17 protein-coding genes are annotated in these 17,809 nt (G+C 68.5%); 5 read left to right on the forward strand and 12 right to left on the reverse strand.

What is annotated here, in order from left to right; genetic code table 11:
- On the reverse strand, positions 1–468 hold the full coding sequence (locus tag M8445_RS00560) for a DinB family protein (protein ID WP_273988936.1): 468 nt from the start codon (positions 466–468) through the stop codon (positions 1–3).
- Complete coding sequence (locus M8445_RS00565) at positions 465–1,316, reverse strand: pyruvate, water dikinase regulatory protein (protein WP_273988938.1); 852 nt, start codon at positions 1,314–1,316, stop codon at positions 465–467. Before M8445_RS00565 ends, M8445_RS00560 begins: the two co-directional genes overlap by 4 nt.
- Positions 1,317–1,647: 331 nt before the next feature.
- On the opposite strand from M8445_RS00565, the gene ppsA reads away from it, so the two are divergent.
- Complete coding sequence (gene ppsA, locus M8445_RS00570) at positions 1,648–4,047, forward strand: phosphoenolpyruvate synthase (RefSeq protein ID WP_273988939.1); 2,400 nt, start codon at positions 1,648–1,650, stop codon at positions 4,045–4,047.
- 59 nt (positions 4,048–4,106) lie between these two features.
- Here the strand turns inward: ppsA and M8445_RS00575 are convergent, their stop codons facing one another.
- Both M8445_RS00575 and dinB read right to left on the reverse strand, forming a co-directional pair.
- The gene (locus M8445_RS00575) at positions 4,107–4,808 is read right to left on the reverse strand and encodes an HAD family hydrolase (protein WP_273988940.1); all 702 of its coding nucleotides are present in this window, start codon (positions 4,806–4,808) and stop codon (positions 4,107–4,109) included.
- 30 nt (positions 4,809–4,838) lie between these two features.
- Positions 4,839–5,924 (reverse strand): DNA polymerase IV, encoded by a 1,086-nt coding sequence (dinB, locus tag M8445_RS00580; RefSeq protein ID WP_273988941.1) that lies wholly within the window; start codon positions 5,922–5,924, stop codon positions 4,839–4,841.
- A 303-nt stretch (positions 5,925–6,227) separates the two neighbouring features.
- Between dinB and M8445_RS00585 the strand changes: the two genes are divergently transcribed.
- The 4 genes from M8445_RS00585 to M8445_RS00600 are packed head-to-tail and all read left to right on the forward strand — an operon-like array spanning position 6,228 to position 8,130.
- Positions 6,228–6,515, forward strand: coding sequence for a hypothetical protein (locus M8445_RS00585; RefSeq protein WP_273988942.1), 288 nt, complete (start codon positions 6,228–6,230; stop codon positions 6,513–6,515).
- On the forward strand, positions 6,515–7,096 hold the full coding sequence (locus tag M8445_RS00590) for a hypothetical protein (RefSeq protein WP_273988944.1): 582 nt from the start codon (positions 6,515–6,517) through the stop codon (positions 7,094–7,096). The genes M8445_RS00585 and M8445_RS00590 overlap by 1 nt, the downstream gene beginning before the upstream one ends.
- A complete protein-coding gene (locus M8445_RS00595; protein WP_273988945.1) occupies positions 7,089–7,655 on the forward strand; it encodes a YeeE/YedE family protein in 567 nt (188 codons plus the stop codon). Before M8445_RS00590 ends, M8445_RS00595 begins: the two co-directional genes overlap by 8 nt.
- A gap of 1 nt (position 7,656) precedes the next feature.
- A complete protein-coding gene (locus M8445_RS00600) occupies positions 7,657–8,130 on the forward strand; it encodes a DUF6691 family protein (RefSeq protein WP_273988946.1) in 474 nt (157 codons plus the stop codon).
- A 249-nt stretch (positions 8,131–8,379) separates the two neighbouring features.
- Here the strand turns inward: M8445_RS00600 and M8445_RS00605 are convergent, their stop codons facing one another.
- From M8445_RS00605 to M8445_RS00640, 8 genes are all read right to left on the reverse strand, one after another.
- Positions 8,380–9,585, reverse strand: coding sequence for a 23S rRNA (cytosine(2499)-C(5))-methyltransferase (locus M8445_RS00605; RefSeq protein WP_273988947.1), 1,206 nt, complete (start codon positions 9,583–9,585; stop codon positions 8,380–8,382).
- A 52-nt stretch (positions 9,586–9,637) separates the two neighbouring features.
- Positions 9,638–10,870 carry a cation:proton antiporter gene (locus tag M8445_RS00610; protein ID WP_273988949.1) on the reverse strand — a complete coding sequence of 411 codons (1,233 nt, stop codon included), beginning with the start codon at positions 10,868–10,870 and terminating at the stop codon, positions 9,638–9,640.
- 319 nt (positions 10,871–11,189) lie between these two features.
- Positions 11,190–12,383: a thiolase family protein gene (locus M8445_RS00615; RefSeq protein WP_273988951.1), complete on the reverse strand. Its 1,194-nt coding sequence runs from the start codon at positions 12,381–12,383 to the stop codon at positions 11,190–11,192.
- A gap of 12 nt (positions 12,384–12,395) precedes the next feature.
- Positions 12,396–12,884: a hypothetical protein gene (locus tag M8445_RS00620; RefSeq protein ID WP_273988953.1), complete on the reverse strand. Its 489-nt coding sequence runs from the start codon at positions 12,882–12,884 to the stop codon at positions 12,396–12,398.
- A gap of 2 nt (positions 12,885–12,886) precedes the next feature.
- Positions 12,887–14,077, reverse strand: coding sequence for an alpha/beta hydrolase family protein (locus M8445_RS00625; RefSeq protein ID WP_273988954.1), 1,191 nt, complete (start codon positions 14,075–14,077; stop codon positions 12,887–12,889).
- The gene (locus tag M8445_RS00630) at positions 14,074–14,475 is read right to left on the reverse strand and encodes a four helix bundle protein (protein ID WP_273988955.1); all 402 of its coding nucleotides are present in this window, start codon (positions 14,473–14,475) and stop codon (positions 14,074–14,076) included. The genes M8445_RS00625 and M8445_RS00630 overlap by 4 nt, the downstream gene beginning before the upstream one ends.
- A 17-nt stretch (positions 14,476–14,492) precedes the next feature.
- A complete protein-coding gene (locus tag M8445_RS00635) occupies positions 14,493–16,838 on the reverse strand; it encodes a 3-hydroxyacyl-CoA dehydrogenase/enoyl-CoA hydratase family protein (RefSeq protein ID WP_273988956.1) in 2,346 nt (781 codons plus the stop codon).
- A gap of 44 nt (positions 16,839–16,882) precedes the next feature.
- Complete coding sequence (locus M8445_RS00640; RefSeq protein WP_273988958.1) at positions 16,883–17,731, reverse strand: phosphotransferase family protein; 849 nt, start codon at positions 17,729–17,731, stop codon at positions 16,883–16,885.
- Positions 17,732–17,809: the final 78 nt, after the last annotated feature.

Below are 17,809 nucleotides of genomic sequence, written 5' to 3' on the forward strand. Positions count from 1 at the left end.
TTAACAACTCAGAAGGGCACCGAGTTGCCAACTCCACTCCCGAAGTCCGTTCTGCTCCTCCTCGCGTCCGCTCGGATTGAACGGCTTTGCAAGCCATTCAATCGGAGTCCGTATGAGCAGCAGGGGGTGGTCGTAGCGGTCGTCGTGCATCCGGCCACTCCCGGTCCGGCCGCGCACGGCCTCCCGGACGGCAGCGCCGCTGCCGTTCAGGTTCCGCGCGATGACGTCCGGGTCGGTTTCCGGCGCCCACTCCCGTTCGGGCACGGGGCGGGCGGCCTCCGGGGCGTTCTCCTGGACGAGGCTCAGGCGCACGGCCGCCATGTGGGTCAGCATCTGGGCGACCGTGGGATGACCGGGCAGCGCGCGAGCCTCCAGACCGCCGGACGGCAGGGCACCCAGCAGGTTCACGAGGACGCGGTTGTTGCGGTCCCACGAGTCGAGCAGGACGCCCAGCAGATCGGCGGTCACGCCGGCCGTTCTCCCCGGCGCAGGGTGTTCAGGATCCCGGCGGCGATTTCCTCGACGCTGGCGCTGGTGGTGTCACGCACGGGAATTCCGGCGCGCTGGAACATGCGTTCGGCGCGGCGGACCTCGTGTTCGCACTGTTCGAGGCTGGCGTAGCGGCTGCCGGCCTTGCGCTGCGTGCGGATGGCGTGCAGGCGGCGCGGGTCGATGGTCAGGCCGTGCAGTTTGTGGCGGTGCGCCTCCACGGGAATGGGCAGGCCGCTGCGGTCGAAGTCGTCCTCCGCCAGCGGGTAATTGCTGGCGCGCACGCCGTGCTGCAGGGCCAGGAAGAGGCTGGTGGGGGTCTTGCCGGCGCGGGAGACGCCCACCAGGATCACGTCGGACAGGCCGTACTGCTTGTCGCCCACGCCGTCGTCGGTGGCGAGCGCGAAGTCCAGGGCGTCCATGCGGGACAGGTAGGCGTCGGTGTCGTGCATGTCGTGGTGGCGGCCCACGGTGCGGGTGGCGCTCTGCTGGAATTCCTGTTCCAGGGCGCTCAGGCCGGGGCCGAGCAGGTCGAACACCTGCGCGGGACAGGTCTGGAGTTCGGTCAGGACCTCGGCGCGGGTGACGGTCGTGAACACCAGCGGGTGTTCGCCGCGCTCGGCGAGGGCGCGGACCTCGCGGGTGACGGCCTGCGCGGCGCTGAGGTCGGCCGTGAACGGGCGGCGCAGGTAGCGCAGGGACTGGCCGGGAAAGTGCGCCAGGAGCGCGCGGGCGATGTTCTCGGCGGTCAGGCCGGTGTGGTCGCTGACGATGACGACGGTGCGGGGGTGGGGTGGGGGGCCGGGCGCGGCGTCTGCCTGGGTCATGCATTCAGGGTGACACGTGGGGGTGGATTCCAGTTGAATGGTTTTTACAAACCGTTCAACCCGGGCGGACTCGGAGAGCTGCGAAGCAGAGCGGGGAGGAGCGGGGCGGGTTCCGGGCGTGGGGTTGATGACCCGGCGATGTTTCCGGGTCGTTAACAAAACAGACGGCAGTTCGTATGGGGGTGGGTGGGGGCGGCTGCCCAGACAGGCGGCCCGTGTCACTGGACAAGTGGCGGGGCGCCGCGCTGCCCTCGGGTAAGCTGGCGGGGTAAGGCAACACTAATTCGCCCGCTTCCAGTCTTCTGGAACCCATCTACATCGGAGAAAATCAATGGATATGATTCGTGTGCTCCATACACTAAGGATGACCGACGTGGAGATCGTGGGCGGCAAGAACGCCTCCATCGGCGAGATGATTCAGGGCCTCGCGGGGGCCGGCGTGCGCGTGCCCGGCGGGTTCGCCACGACCGCCGACGCCTTCCGGCTGTTCCTGACCGAGAACCGCATCGAGGAGAGCATCAACGCCCGCCTGGGCGCACTGGACGTGAACGACGTGGTGGCGCTGGCCCAGGCGGGCCGTGAGATCCGCACGCAGGTGGAGGCCGCCGCGCTGCCTGCCACGCTGGAACAGGCCATCCGCGACGGGTACGCCGCGCTGGCCGCCGAGTCCGGCGTGACCGACCCGGACGTGGCCGTGCGGTCCAGCGCCACCGCCGAGGACCTGCCGGAAGCGAGTTTCGCCGGGCAGCAGGAGACCTTCCTGAACGTGCGCGGCATCGAGAGCGTGCTGCACCACGTGCGGCTGGTGTTCGCCAGCCTGTACAACGACCGCGCCATCAGTTACCGCGTGCACCAGGGCTTCTCGCACGCGGACGTGGCCCTGTCGGCCGGCGTGCAGCGCATGGTCCGCACCGACCTGGGCGCGTCGGGCGTGGCGTTCACGCTGGACACCGAGAGCGGCTACCGCGACGCCGTGCTGGTCACCAGCGCGTACGGGCTGGGTGAACTGGTCGTGCAGGGCGCCATCAACCCGGACGAGTTCTTCGTGTACAAACCCGCCCTGCAAGGCGGGAAGAAGGCCATCCTGCGCCGCACGCTGGGCAGCAAGGCGAAACGCATGGAGTACGCCCCGGAAGGCGGCGTGCAGACCGTGGACGTGCCCCCCGCCGAGCAGCGTGCCTTCTCGCTGTCGGACGCCGACCTGACCGAACTGGCGCGGCAGTGCGTGACCATCGAGGAGCACTACGGCCGTCCCATGGACATCGAGTGGGGCAAAGACGGCCGTGACGGCCTGATCTACATCCTTCAGGCGCGCCCGGAGACCGTGCAGAGCCGCGCCGGGCAGATCATGGAACGCTTCGAACTAACCGGCCGGGGCGACGTGCTCGTCGAGGGCCGCGCCGTCGGAAACCGCATCGGGACCGGCGTGGTGCGGGTCGTGACGGACCTCGCGCAGATGAGTCAGGTGCAGGACGGCGACGTGCTCGTGGCTGACATGACCGACCCCGACTGGGAACCCGTCATGAAACGCGCCAGTGCCATCGTGACCAACCGGGGCGGACGCACCTGCCACGCCGCGATCATCGCGCGCGAACTGGGCATTCCGGCCGTGGTGGGCAGCGGGAACGCCACCCGCGAACTGCGCAGCGGGCAGACAGTCACGGTGTCCTGCGCCGAGGGCGACACGGGCTTCGTGTACGCCGGGCAGGTGCCGTTCCGCGTGAACCGCGTGGAACTGGGGAACATGCCCGAGGTCGGCATGAAGATCATGATGAACGTCGCCAGTCCCGACCGGGCCTTCAGTTTCGCGGCCCTGCCGAACGAGGGCGTGGGACTGGCCCGCGTGGAGTTCATCTGCTCGAACGTGATCGGCATTCACCCACGCGCCCTGCTGGACTACCCCAACGTGCCGGAGGACGTGCGCGCCCAGATTGACGAGAAGACCGCCGGGTACGCCACGCCGCGCGACTTCTTCCGCGAGAAACTGGCCGAGGGGGTCTCCTCCATCGCCGCCGCGTTCGCGCCGAAACCCGTGATCGTGCGCCTGAGCGACTTCAAGAGCAACGAGTACGCGCACCTGATCGGCGGGGCCGCCTACGAACCGCACGAGGAGAACCCCATGATCGGCTTCCGGGGTGCCAGCCGCTACCGCTCGCCGGACTTTGCGGCCTCATTCGCGCTGGAGTGCGAGGCCATCCGCGAGGTCCGTGACGACATGGGCCTGACGAACGTGCAGGTCATGATTCCCTTCGTGCGCACCGTCGGCGAGGCCGCGCAGATCATCGAGATCCTGGGCCGAAACGGCCTGAAACGCGGCGACAGTGCTGTTGATGGAGATGGGGGCCTGAAGATCATCATGATGTGCGAGATTCCCAGCAACGCCATCCTGGCCGACCAGTTCCTGGAGCACTTCGACGGCTTCTCCATCGGCAGCAACGACCTGACGCAGCTGACCCTGGCCCTGGACCGCGACTCGGGTCTGGTCGCCGACCTGTTCGACGAGCAGAACGAGGCGGTCCTGACCCTGATGGCGCAGGCCATCGCCGCCGCCAAACGCGCGGGCAAGTACGTGGGCATCTGCGGGCAGGGCCCCAGCGACCACCCGGACCTCGCCCGCTGGCTGATGGAGCAGGGCATCGACTCGGTCAGCCTGAACCCCGACAGCGTGCTGGGCACCTGGCTGCACCTGGCCGGTGAGGGCGCCGAGGCGCGCGCCACCGTTCAGGGCTGAAGCCGGGCGGGGCGAGGGGCGGAACGGGCATCGTGTTCCGTCCCCCGCCCCGCCTGCTGTCAGGCAGGTACGAGGCCCAGCGCGGCGGGCAGGTCCACCAGACGGGACACGACCGGCACACCGGCGTCCTGGGCAGGCAGCCCGGCCCGGCTGACCCACACGGCCCGCAGTCCGGCAGCCAGGGCGCCCTGCACGTCCTTCTGCCAGGAGTCCCCGACCATCACGGCCTGCGCGGGCGTGACGTTCAGCGCGGCGCAGGCGGCGTGGTACGCGCGGGAGTCAGGCTTGGCGGCGGGCACGTCCTCCACGCACAGCACGGCGTCCACCAGTGCGTCCAGCCCGAAGTGCGCGAGTTTCTGGCCCTGCACCTCACGCACATAGTTGGTCAGGACGGCCAGCCGCAGTCCGGCGGCCCGCAGGTCGCGTAGCACTTCCGGCGCGCCGGGCAGCAGTTGCCAGTGCTTGCGGTACGCGGCGCGGTACGTGAGGGTGGCGGCCTCGCCGTCCGGGTGGGCAGCGCCCAGTTCGGTCAGCAGGCCCGCGAAGCGCCGCACCCGCGCGCCGTGGGCACTCAGCTGACCGCTGAACAGCAGCGGGTCGATGGCGCGGATGTGCGCCGCGTGCCGCGCGAACAGGTCGGCCGGGTCCACGCTCAGGCTGTGCGCGTGCGCCACGGCGCGCAGGCCCGCGTGCGTGCAGGCCGAGTCGTCGAAGAGGGTGTCGTCCAGGTCCAGAATCACGGCGCGGATCGGTGCGTTCACCGCCCGACTCTACCCCCTCGCCGCTGCGCGCTAGCCTCCCAGCAGCAGCGGTTGCGCGGGCCGCTGCCCGGCGGGAACGAGGCTGGCAGCCGTGATTCCGGCCAGTCTGACGCTGCGGCCCATCAGCAGGTCCGGGGTCAGGAGGCGGGTGGCGGCGCGGGTCAGGTCCGGGGCGGCGCTGACCGGTTCCGGCAGCGTGATGCGCCGGGTCAAGACGCTGCGGTCCTCGAATTTCAGTTTCAGGATAACGGTGCGCGCCGCGAGACCCGCCCGTTCGAGGCGGCGCTCGACCCCCTGCGCGAGAACTGGCAGGCGGGCCGTGACGGCTTCCAGGCCACGCAGGTCGTGCCCGTAGGTCTCCTCGGTCCCGACGCTCTTGTGCGGTCGGTCCGGCTGCACCGGGCGGTCGTCGAGGCCGCGCGCGATGCGTGAGAAGTACGCGCCGTGCGCGCCGAAACGGGCGATGAGGGACTCGGGCGCAGCGGCGCGCAGGTCCGCGCCGGTATGAATCCCCATGCCCGCGAGTTTCGCGGCGGTGGCCGGGCCGATCCCGTGAAAGTCCGCCACCGGGAGCGGCGCGAGCAGGTCATCCACCGCGCCCGGGAGGATGACAGTCAGGCCGTCGGGTTTGTTCAGGCCGCTGGCGAGTTTCGCCAGGAACTTGTTCACGCTGACTCCGGCCGTGGCGCTCAGGCCGGTCTGCGCGCGGATCCCGGCGCGGATGGCCTGCGCGATGCGGGTGGCACTGGGGCCGCCCTGAAGGGGCGCGGTGACATCCAGGTACGCCTCGTCCAGCGAGAGCGGCTCGACGAGCGGCGTGAACGCGTGGAAGACCGCGCGGATCTGCGCGCTGACCTCCCGGTACGCCTCGAAGCGCGGTTCGACCACCCTGAGGTCCGGGCAGCGTTCCAGCGCGCGGTACAGCGGCATGGCGCTGCGCACGCCGAACGGGCGGGCCTCGTAACTGGCGGTCAGGACCACCGAACGCCGCCCGCCCCACGCGACGGCCAGGGGAACGCCGCGCAGGGCCGGGTGGTCGCGCTGCTCGACCGAGGCGTAGAAGGCGTCCATGTCCACGTGAATGATCTTGCGCGGGGGCACAGGCAGGTCCGGCACGCCCGCATGGTACGCCCAGGTCACGGCACGCGGAGTCAGAAGCTGGGCCGGGTATGGGGCGGCTTACTGGGCGGCCGGTTCGGGGGGAGATTCCCCCCCGGAGTCTTAAAAACCCCCGCTGGGTGCGTCCTCAGTGGGGGTGGCGTGTCATAACGCCGTAAGAGAGATTTTTCATACTTTGAGATCGAAGCACTCAGGTAGGCACCACTTCGGGTGCCGTGCTCATCAGCCTCCCCTGCCGGGCGGTCACGGTCGCCCACTGTCTTTTTCCGCCCTCTTCCGTTCGTTCAAGGAGCACCTCACATGACCATCGCACTCATCGCCGCCGGTTTTCTCATCATGGCCTACAGCACTTTCTTCGGGTACCAGCTGAAATCAAGAGCGTCCGGCGGGCTGATCGGCACGCGCCTCACGCAGCTGCTTGCCATGATCGCTGTATTTGCCCTGAGTTACCTGGTAGTGGGCGCCCTGGTGTTCGGCCGTCCCGCCGACAGCTCGCTGACGATCCTGTCCGTGATCCTGCTGCTGGGCGCGGTGTTCGTGATTCTGGTGCTGAACCTCGTGCGTGACGTGCTGGGAACCCTGGACTGATGATGATTTACGAGCGACTTCCCCGCCCGGACGGCCTTCAGTTGACGCGGGAACAGCTGCGGGTCTACATGATGTGCAACGGCCGCCGCGCCCTGGAGGAGGTCGCCGCGCTGACCCGCCTGCCGCTCAACGAGTTGCAGAGCGCCCTGAAAGACCTGCAGCAGCTGAACCTGCTGGCCCCCGCGGCCGCGCCCGCCGAGGCTGCCGCCCCCCTGCCCGCGCAGCTGCAGGAACAGCTGATGCGGGAAGCTCAGGCGGCCCTGAATGCCCTGCCAGACGACGCCCTGCCCACCCCGGTGACGGCCCCGGCGCCGACCGCCCCGGAACCCGCGCTTCCGCACACCCTGCCGGACATCACCACGTACCTTCAGGGCGTCCTGACCGAGCACCTGGGCGGCCGGGCCGCGCCGCACGCCGCGAAACTCTCGGCCTGCCGCGACCTGACCGAACTGGGCGCGCTGGTCCCGAAGATGGTCGTGAAGATCAAACTGACCATTCACGAGCAGGCCGGCAACGCCCTGAAAGACGCCTTCGCGCAGTGCATGGCCGCGCACGCGGCGCAGGAGACCGCGCGTGCCTGAGCTGCTGCGCCTGCTTCAGGAACCCTGGCCGTGGTACGTGAGCGGCCCCCTGATCGGCCTGACCGTGCCGCTGCTGCTGCTGCTGGGCAACCGCGCCTTCGGGATCTCCTCGAACCTGCGCCACGCCTGCGCCATCCTGCTGCCCGACTCCCTCAAGCCCTCGCTGTTCCGTCACGACTGGCGCGCGCAGAGCTGGAACCTGATGTTCGCCGCCGGCCTGATCCTGGGGGGCCTAGTGGCCGCCACGCTGATGCGTGACCCGCAGGCCGCGCAGCTGTCCGGCGCGGCCGTGCAGAGCCTCGGCGCGCTGGGCGTGACCGTGCAACCCGGCCTGCTGCCCGCCGAACTGACCGACCTGAGCCGCCCCGGCACGTGGGGACTGCTGATCCTGTCCGGCCTGCTGGTGGGGTTCGGCACCCGCTACGCCGGGGGCTGCACCAGCGGGCACGCCATCACGGGCCTCAGCACCCTTCAGCTGCCCAGCCTGATCGCCACGGCGTCCTTCTTCGCGGGTGGCATTCTCAGCGCCAACCTGCTGCTGCCCCTGTTCCTGAGGTGAAATGATGATCAGCACCACGCCCTCTGCCACCAGCAGTTCCGCCCCCGCCTCCACCGCGCACCTGCTGCTGCGGCAGTGGCCGTTCCTGATCACCGGGCTGCTGTTCGGCGTGCTGCTGATCAAATCCGAGGCGGCCAGCTGGTACCGCATTCAGGAGATGTTCCGCTTTCAGTCCATTCACATGTACGGCCTGATGGGCAGCGCCGTCCTGACCGGAGTGATCACCACCACGCTGCTGCGCCGCACCGGACGGCGCGCCCTGAACGGCGACGCCATCCACGTGCCCGCCAAGACCGGACCCACCAGCAGGTACGTGCTGGGCGGCCTGATCTTCGGACTGGGCTGGGGACTGGCAGGCGTGTGCCCCGGGCCGATCTTCGCGCTGCTGGGCAGCAGCCTGCTCCCGATGCTGATCGTGCTGGCCGCCGCCCTGGTCGGCACCTGGGCATTCGGCGCCGTGCAGAAACTGCTGTAAGGCACGTTCAGAAAGAGGGCGGGCCGTGGGAAATTCATCACGGCCCGCCCTCTGCTGCCGCCCGCACCCGCCCGGATTGAACGGTTCTGGCAAACCATTCAATTGGAGTCCGTCTCATACGGATTCCGTCTGTTTCGTTGACAACCCGGAAGAACGCCGGATTGCCAACTCCACGCCCGGAACCCGTTTCTCTCCTGCTCGCTCCGCTCGGGTGGAAAGGTTTTGCAAACCTTTCCACCGGAGTCCGTCTCAGTCGAGCTGAATGAAGATCGCCTTGAGGTACTGCGCCTCCGCGAAGGTCGCGTGGTGGTCCGGGGCGTGCTGGCTGGTGTGCAGTTCCTTCCAGGTGCGGCCGCTGCGGTCGGCGGCCTCGCGCACGGCCGCCCAGAACTCGTCGGCGCTGACGTGCGCGGAGCACGACGCGCTGACCAGAATCCCGCCCTGCGCGAGGCGGCGGATGCCGTCGGAGGCCAGTTTGCCGTACGCACGGATCGCGCCCGTACGTTCCGCTTCACGCCGCGCCAGTGACGGCGGGTCAAGGATCACCAGATCGAACTCGCGGCGCGTTTCGGTCAGCCACTCGAACACGTCGGCCTGCACCGTCTCGTGCGGCGCGGTGAGTTTCGGGTTCAGGGCGTAGTTGCGCTGCGCGCTGCGCAGGGCGTGGGCGCTGAGGTCCAGGCTGACCACGTCGGCCGCGCCGCCCCGCGCGGCGTACAGGCTGAAACCCCCGCTGAACGAGAAGGCATTCAGGACGCGGCGGTCACGGGCGTACCGCTCGACCCGGCGGCGATTCTCCCGCTGATCCAGGAAGAACCCGGTCTTCTGGCCGCGCAGCACGTCCGCCTCGAAGGCCAGTCCGGTCTCATGGAACACGACCGGGCCGTCCGGGACGGCGCCCGCCAGCACCTGACCGTCGTGCAGGCCGGCGGCGGCGGCGCGCACCTGAATGTTGCGGCTCAGGCGCAGCACGACCCCACTGCCGGGAAAGCGGGCTTCGAGCAGGTCCAGCACGCGTTCCAGGTGCGGGAACCACGCGGCGGTGTACAGCTTGAGCACCAGCGTGTCCGCGTAGCGGTCCACGACCAGTCCGGGCCAGCCGTCCGACTCGCCGTTCACGGCGCGGTACCCGTCGGTGTCCGGGCCGAACAGCGGGGCGCGGCGCAGCAGGGCGGCGTCCAGGCGGGCCGCCCACCACCCGTCATCCAGCGTGGCGGGCGGGCCGTGGTGCAGCACCCGCACACGGAGGGGACTGTCCGGGTCGAACAGACCGATCGCCAGGAAACGGTCGCGGCGGTCGTAGATCACGGCGAGTTCCCCGGCGTCGCCCTCGCGGTTCTGGTCCCGCAGGCTCGATTCGTACACCCAGGGGTGCCCGGCGCGGATGTGCGTTTCGGCGGCCGGAGAGACCCGCAGTCTCAGGCGGGAACGGGGGGGGGGAGCGGCGTCCTGCATCCCCCCAGCGTACCGCACAGGCCGCACCCCGCGCGTCCCGGCCAGGCTGCGCTCAGGCTTTCGCGGCGATGGCTTCCGGTCCAGCCCGGCGGGCCAGGACACGCAGGGCCAGCGGGGCCAGGACGGTCGTGAGCAGCACCATCAGCAGCACCTCGGCGTACACGTTCCCATTGATGATCCCGGCACCCAGGCCCAGGCTGGCGACGATCAGGCCGACCTCGCCGCGCGGGACCATGCCCACGCCGACCAGCAGCGCCTGCTGCCCGCCCATGCTGCGCGCGCCCAGCAGGCCACCCACGACCTTGCCGATCACGGCCAGCACGGTCAGGATCAGACCCGCGACGATCACGGTCGGCGTGCCCAGCACGCTCAGGTCCAGTTGCAATCCGACGACCACGAAGAAGATCGGGGCCAGGAACGCCTCCAGCGCGTGCACTTTCGACTCGAATTCCACTTCGTCCTTCACCTCGGCCAGCACCATGCCCGCCAGGAACGCCCCGATAATCGGCGCGAGGCCCGCCACGGTACTCAGGGCGGCCACGCCCAGGCCCACCACGATGGCCACGTTGAACATGCGCGCCAGACTGAGGTTCTGCAACCGGGGCTGGAAGCGGTGAATCAGGGGAATGCCGACCGCGAGGACCAGCGCCACGAAGCCCACGCTGAGGCCCAGGATCAACGCGACCTGCGCCGCGCCCATGCTCTCACCCGCACCCAGGCCGCTCACGACGGCCAGCAGAGTCAGGCCCAGAATGTCGTCGATGACGGCCGCGCCCAGGATCACCTGCGCGAAACGGGCGTCCAGCACGCCCATCTCCTGCAAGACCTTGGCGGTGATGCCTACCGACGTGGCCACCAGCGCCGTCCCCACGAACAGGGCGCTCACGTTCCCCTGCCCCTGGAACAACCCGAAGCCGAAGCCCAGCGCCAGCGGAATCACGATGCCCAGCACCGCCACCAGCAGCGCCTCCTTCCCCACGGCCAGCAGGTCCCGGAAACGGGTTTCGAGACCCACCATGAACAGCAGGAACACCGCGCCCAGTTCCGCGAGGCTCAGCAGGAACTCGTCCGGGCGGGCCAGATTCAGCAGACTCGGGCCGATCAGGATGCCGGCCAGCACCTGCCCCACCACGGCCGGCACGCCCAGTTTCGAGGCGATCATACCGAACACGGACGCGGCCAGCACCACCCAGAACAGACTGAACAGAAGATTGGCCGTACCGGACGAACTGGCCGCCAGGGCACTCCCGGACACCAGGGCCAGCAGCGGAACTACACGGGTCACATTCAACATCGATTACCTCCACGGAAACAGGGACTTTCATTCGGGGCACACGGCTGTGCCAGCACGCTGAACGCCGGGCGTCAGGCGGGTGAACAGCAACGAACAAATAGCAATGGAGACAGTTCGAATTGAACTGTCTCCACCAGGGCGACCTATGGGGGCCGTTCCCAGCCGCACGGACGCGACTTCGTTGTCTCACAGCATAGCGTGCCCGCCCCCGGAACGCGGCAACCCTAAAGGTCCCGGCAAGGCCCCACGCAACAGAGCGGGTGGGACAGAGGCCACACAGGCTCCTCCCCCACCCGCTCTGGTAGGCCGATCAGTCGGCGGCCTGCTCCTGCCCGTACACTTCCAGCACGCCGGCCGCGCCCATGCCGCCGCCGATGCACATGGTGATCAGGGCCTTCCCGCCGCCCCGGCGACCCAGTTCATAGATGGCGGTCGTGGCGAGTTTCGCGCCGCTACAGCCCAGCGGATGCCCCAGCGCGATGGCGCCGCCGTTCACGTTCATGATCTCCTGGTTCAGGCCCAGTTCACGCGCGACCGCCAGGGACTGCGCCGCGAACGCCTCGTTCAGTTCGATCAGGTCAATGTCGGCCAGGGTCAGGCCCGTCTGCGCCAGCACCTTGGGAATGGCCTTCACGGGCCCGATGCCCATCAGTTCCGGGTCCACGCCCGCCACCGCGAAGCCCACGAACTTCGCCAGGGGTTTCAGACCCAGCTCCTGCGCCTTCTCGGCACTCATGATCAGCACGGCGGCCGCGCCGTCACTGAACGGGCTGCTGTTCGCCGCACTGACCGAACCGGTTGCCTTGAACGCTGGGCGGACCTTCGCCATGTCTGCGAGGTTCGCGTCCCGGCGGATCAGTTCATCCTTGTCGAAGTTAATGGTCTCGGACTTCACCTTCGTGCCCTTGACCTTGTCCACGCGCACCGGCACAGGCACGATCTCGGCGTCGAACTTCCCGGCGTCCTGCGCCGCCGCCGCCCGCTGGTGGCTGCGGAACGCGAACGCATCCTGATCCTCACGACTGATGCCGTACTTCGCGGCGACATTCTCGGCCGTCATGCCCATGCCGATGTACGCGCCGGGACGGCTGTCCACGAGGTCCAGGTTCGGGCTGGGGTTATGGCCGCTCATGGGCAGCATACTCATGCTCTCCACGCCGCCCGCCAGCATCACGTCCGCCTGACCGGTCTGAATGGCGGCCGCCGCCATGGCAATCGTCTGAAGGCCGCTGGAGCAGAAGCGGTTGATGGTCACACCACCCACGCTGTCCGGCAGGCCCGCACGCAGCGCCGCCAGACGCGCGATGTTCAGGCCCTGCTCGGCCTCCGGAATCGCGCACCCGAAGTACACGTCCTCGACCAGCGCCGCGTCGATTCCGGCACGCTTCACGGCCTCGTTCAGCACCAGCGCCGCCAGATCGTCGGGGCGGGTGTTCGCCAGGGTGCCTTTGATACCACGCCCAACGGGCGTCCGAACAGCAGAAACAATAACAGCGTCACGCATTAGGGTTACTCCTTAGTAGAGCTGAGAGAGGTTTGAAATTTCGTAAGTGGGTGGCTTTTGAAACAAGTTGGCTTGCACAGGCCGCTCCGTTAGCGCGACATTGACTCTGGTCTGGCTGTATCTCCAGGTTTCCTCGTATACAATCCGCCCATTCCATTCAAACCTGACTGTTTCATTGAGAGTCAGAAGAGTAGGCTTTTCCATTCCAGACGGGTGGGGTGAGTGAGCCTGGACCTGAAGTCCCCGATGGTCAAGATCGAAGTACAGCTCCGGCGGATTGGCTGAATTTAACGATTCGTATTCAGAAACGCGCTCAGCTGCCTTCTCAAATCCATCCCAATCTGAGAGCCCCACACGTTGAATCATGGCAACAGTCTTCGGCTTGGGGAAAGGCAACGAACGCTCAAAGCGACCTATCGCCTGAACGCGCCGAGTGGCCATCTCTCCTCCTCTGGCCGCCTTGCCCCACTCAATGGAAATGACCTGAACGGCTACGAACATACTCACGCTTCCACCTCCGGCACCACGCGGGCGATGAAGGTTTCGAGCTGGGCGTCGTACTGTTCGGGGTCGATGTTCCACACGCGGATGTGCTTGCCGCCTTCCACGCGGTGGTATTCGATGAGGTCGGGGCGGGCGGCGGCCAGACGGTCGGCCTGCCCGATGGGGATGGTGCGGTCGCGGGTGCCGTGCCACAGGATCATGGGCACGTCGAAGGTGGGCGCGGCGGCGATCTGGTCGACAGTGTCGAAGTCCTGACCGCTGCGGCGCGTGACGATCCGTTCGACGAAGCGCGCCACGTGCCGCGCCATGAACGCCGGGATGCCCACGCGGACGCCCTGCGAGTGGATGGTGTCCCGCCAGTCCAGCGCGGGGCAGTCCAGCATGACGCCCAGGATCGGCAGCGGGTACGGACGGTGCCTGCGGCGCAGGACGCTCAGGGCGATGTTGCCGCCCATCGAGAACCCGTACAGCACGGCGCGTTTGTACCCGGCGTCCTGCGCCCAGTGCAGCGCGGCCAGCACGTCCTCGGCTTCCTGGTCGCCCAGCGTCAGGTATCCCTGCGGGGAGGCCGGAGCGCCGTGGGCGTTGCGGAACGTGACGAACAGGCTGGCGGACCCGGTGCGCTGAAGCGCCGGGAGCATCCGCAACGCCTGGGCGCGCTGCCCGCCGTGCCCGTGAATGACGATCACCAGCGTGTCCACGCGGCCCGGCACGTCCCCACTGGGCGGAATGTGCCACGCGGGCATGTCGCCCAGCGGCGTGTGAACGGCCGTGTGCTCGAACGCCACGCCCAGTTGCGCGGGCGTGCCGTTGTACACGAATGTACTGGCCCACGCGAGCGCCCCGTTCGGCAGCACGCCACGCTCGCCCGTCACCTCGCGGCGCACCAGCGTCCCCACGACCTTCCGCTCGCCCAGCACCGCGTGCCCCTTGTTCGGCAGGAGTGGCACGATCCCGATCGGCCCGCGCGAGAGCGTCTCGGCACTGGCCGGCAGGAACACGCTGTTCCCCCGCCGACCCACCGGCACGATCACGCCCTTCACGCGGCGCGTCTTGCTGCGCAACGTGATCTCCGCACCCAGGAACGCACCCGCCAGCACCACCCCGGCGTAAGCCAGGGCGGCCCAGCCGAGATGCCGTGGGCGGAGTGTGCGGCGCGGATGGCGGATGGCAGATGGCAGATGGCTCATGTGGTTCCCAGCTTATTGATCAGGGCCGTGAGTTTGGCGGCAAGCACGCGTCCCTGCTCGTTGAGCTGGGTGGTGTCCGTCGCAGCGATGAATTCCAGTCGGGTGGACAGGTGGAGGCCGCTGATGGCCTCGTAGAGCGAGCCGCGTGCCTGGGTCAGGAACCGGGCGAAATCCCGGTCCGTTCCCCGGCCGCGTCCTTCAGCGATGTTGAGCGTGATGGACGTGGCGGCACGCCGGATCTGGTTGGTCAGCCCGAACCGTTCCTCGGCAGGCAGATGGCGGGTCAGGACGTAGATGCTCGCAGCGAACTCCACCGAGAGGTGGTAGACCTCAAGGTCCTCGAACGGGAAGAATCCCGCCGCGCTGAGAGCTGAGTTTTGCCTTCTGCCTTCTGCCATCTGCTATCCGCCTTCGCTCAGTTCCTGAGCGGTTTGCCGGTTTTGAGCATGTGCTCGATGCGTTGCTGGGTGCCTTTCTTGCCGAGGAGGGTGAGGAAGGCTTCGCGTTCGAGGTCGAGGAGGTGCCCTTCGCTGACTTTGGCGGTGCGGTTGTTGCCGGTGCCGCCGCCGAGGACGCGGGCGAGTTCGCCGCTGACGACGAGGTCGTAGTCGGTGACGTAGCCGCCTTCGTGCATGCCGTACAGGGCGCTCTTGATGGCGCCGATGGCGGCGTCGCCCATGGTGGGGATGTCCTGGCGGGGGGTGGGTTGCACGTAGCCGGGGGCCAGGGCGAGCACCTGGCGTTTGGCGTCACCCAGGATGTGGTTCTTGTTCATGGCGACGGTGTCGGTGTCGCGCAGGAACCCGAGCTTGCGGGCTTCGAGGGCGCTGGTGGAGACCTTGGCGGTGCCGATGAGTTCGAAGGCGCGTTGCACGGCGGGCAGCAGGGTAGCGCCGAGTTGCTGGCCGGGCTGCTGCATGTCGGTGAAGCGCAGCAGCATTTCCTTGGTGCCGCCGCCGCCGGGGATGAGGCCCACGCCGACTTCGACGAGGCCCATGTACAGTTCGGCGCTGGCGACGACGTGGTCGGCGTGCAGCGTGAATTCCGCGCCGCCGCCGAGGGTCAGGCCGAAGGGCGCGGCGACGGTGGGGTGGGGGCTGAAGCGCAGCGAGGTGGTGACCTGCTGGAACTGTTTGATCATGTCGTCCAGTTCGTCCCATTCTTCAGCCTGGGCCTGCGCGAGGATCAGCGGAAGGTTCGCTCCGGCGCTGAAGTTCTCGCCCTGGTTGCCGATCACGAGGCCGGCGTAGCCCATGTCCTGCACGAGCTTGTGGGCGTCCTGCACGGTGCGCAGCTGGTCTTCACCGAGGGCGTTCATCTTGGCGTGCCATTCGGCCAGCAGCACGCCGTCGCCGAGGTCGATGACGCTGGCTCCGGCGCGTTTCTTGATGACCTTCGTGGCGTCTTTTTTCAGGTCGGTGAGGATGAAGTACGGCGCCTCGTATTTGGTGGGCTGGCCTTCGGGGGTGACGGTCTCGTCGCCCGCGTAGAAGGCGTCCCGGCCAGACTCTTTCATGGCGGCCAGCAGGGGGGGCAGGGTGCGGCCCTCGGCTTCCAGGTTGGCGATGACGGTCTGCACGCCCAGGGTGTCCATGGTCTCGAAGGGACCCTGTTCCCAGCCGAAGCCCCATTTGAGGGCGTTGTCGATGTCCTGGAGGCGGTTGCTGACGTTGCCGGCCATCTTGGCGGCGTACCAGAAGCCGTCGTTCATGACGCCGCGCAGGAAGTCGCCTTCCTGGCCTTCGGCGGCGTACAGGGCTTTCACGCGGGCGGCGAGGGGCTGGCCCTTGACGGCGTCCACGGCGGCGACCTTGACGCGGCCCTGGTCCTCGTACTCGAAGGTATCGAGGTTCAGGTTCAGGATTTTCGTCTTGCCGTCTGCGCCCTTTGTTTTCTTGTAGAAGCCGCTGCCGGTCTTGTCGCCCAGCATCTTCTTCTCTTCGACCAGGGTGCGGAAGGCGGGCGTGAGGGTGAAGTCCTCGTCGTCGGGGGTGGCCTTACCGAGGTCGCTGGCGACGTGGTAGATGATGTCCAGGCCCGAGAGGTCGGCGGTGCGGAAGGTGGCGCTGCTGGCGCGGCCCAGCGCGGGGCCGGTCAGCTGGTCGACCTGCGCGGGGGTCAGGCCGGCCTTGACCATGTGGTCCATGGCGCGGACGATGCCGTACACGCCGATGCGGTTGGCGACGAAGCCCGGCACGTCGTTCGCGACGACGACGCCCTTGCCGAGGGTGGTCTGTGCAAAGGCGCTGAAGGTCTCGGTGACCTTCGGGTCGGTCTTGGGGGTGGGGATGACTTCCAGCAGGTGCAGGTAGCGGGGCGGGTTGAAGAAGTGCGCGCCCACGAAGCGGCGCTGGAAGTCCTCGCTGCGGCCCTCGATCTGGAGGTGCATGGGGATGCCGCTGGAGTTGCTGCTGATGATCGCGGTTTTCTTGGCGACCTTCTCCACGCGTTCCCACAGGCTGCGTTTGGCGTCGAGTTTCTCGATGATCGCCTCAAGGATCCAGTCAGCGTCCTTGAGGTTCTTGAGGTTGTCTTCGAGGTTGCCGGGCGTGATCAGGGCGGCGCGGGCGGGGTCCATGAAGGCGGCGGGGCGGGCCTTGAGGGCGCGCTGGATGCCGGCCTTGGCCAGGAAGTTCCGGTCGGGGTTGTCCGGCAGGACGATGTCCAGCAGCATCACGGGAATCCCGGCGTTGGCGAGTTGCGCGGCGATGGCGGCACCCATCACGCCCGCGCCGATAACGGCAGCTTTCTGTATCTTCATGCGACCTCCTGAGGGGCTCACTTAAAATTAGACTCGGTTCAAGTTTACGGCGCCATCGGGGCGTTTGTCCACCACGCCCGCAGCCCGTCCAGCGCGCGCCGTCCCGCCCGCAGGTACGCCTCCTGACCGCCTGCGACCCCACCGGTCAGACCGAACGCCAGATCCCCCAGCGCGCGGCACAGCGCGTACCACGCCGCACGCTCCCACACCGCCCCACAGGACTGGCCGGCCGCCGGATACGCCACGCGGGCCGCCGCCAGCAGCGCCGCGTCCCCCCAGTGAATCAGGCCCGCCAGATCCCGCGCCGGATCGCCCAGCGCCGCGTCCGACCAGTCCAGCACGCCCGAGAGCCGACCCTGCCCGTCCAGGGAGACGTGCTCGGCCGCGAAATCCCCGTGGATGGGCACTGGCATGACCTTCCGGAGATCGGGAATGTCGCGCACGCGGGCCGCCCAGGCGTCGGCCCCAGGAAGGACGCCCACCTCTGCCGCTGCCTCCAGATCGTCCAGCGCGGCATCCCGCCAGTCGTGTCCGGACGGGTCGAGGTCCACGGTCAGCCCCGACTCATGCGGGTTCAGAGCGTGCAGGTCGGCCAGCCAGCGCCCCAGCTCCCCGCCCAGCGCGACCGGATCGGTCACCGCGACCCCCAGACCCGACCGACCCGGCACACGCCGCGCCACGCTGAAGCCCTCCGGGACCAGCGGCGAGGCAGTCCCCAGGTGCAGCACCTCCGGCAGCGCCGCGCAGCCCAGCCAGGAAGTCAGCCACGCCAGCAGCCGGGCCTCGCGGCGCAGCGCCTCTCCCCCACCCGGCCAGCGGGGCAGACGCAGCACGCGCGCACGGTCCAGCGCGAAGGCGTGGTGATCACTGCCCAGGCCCAGCCACTCCGCCACTCCACACCGTCTGGTGCGTCCGGCAGCAGCGCCGCCACCTGCGCCGCGCTCAGGGCCGGGAGTTCCAGTCTGTTCACC

Origin of the sequence: Deinococcus aquaticus (assembly GCF_028622095.1) — a bacterium.
GTDB lineage: Bacteria > Deinococcota > Deinococci > Deinococcales > Deinococcaceae > Deinococcus > Deinococcus aquaticus.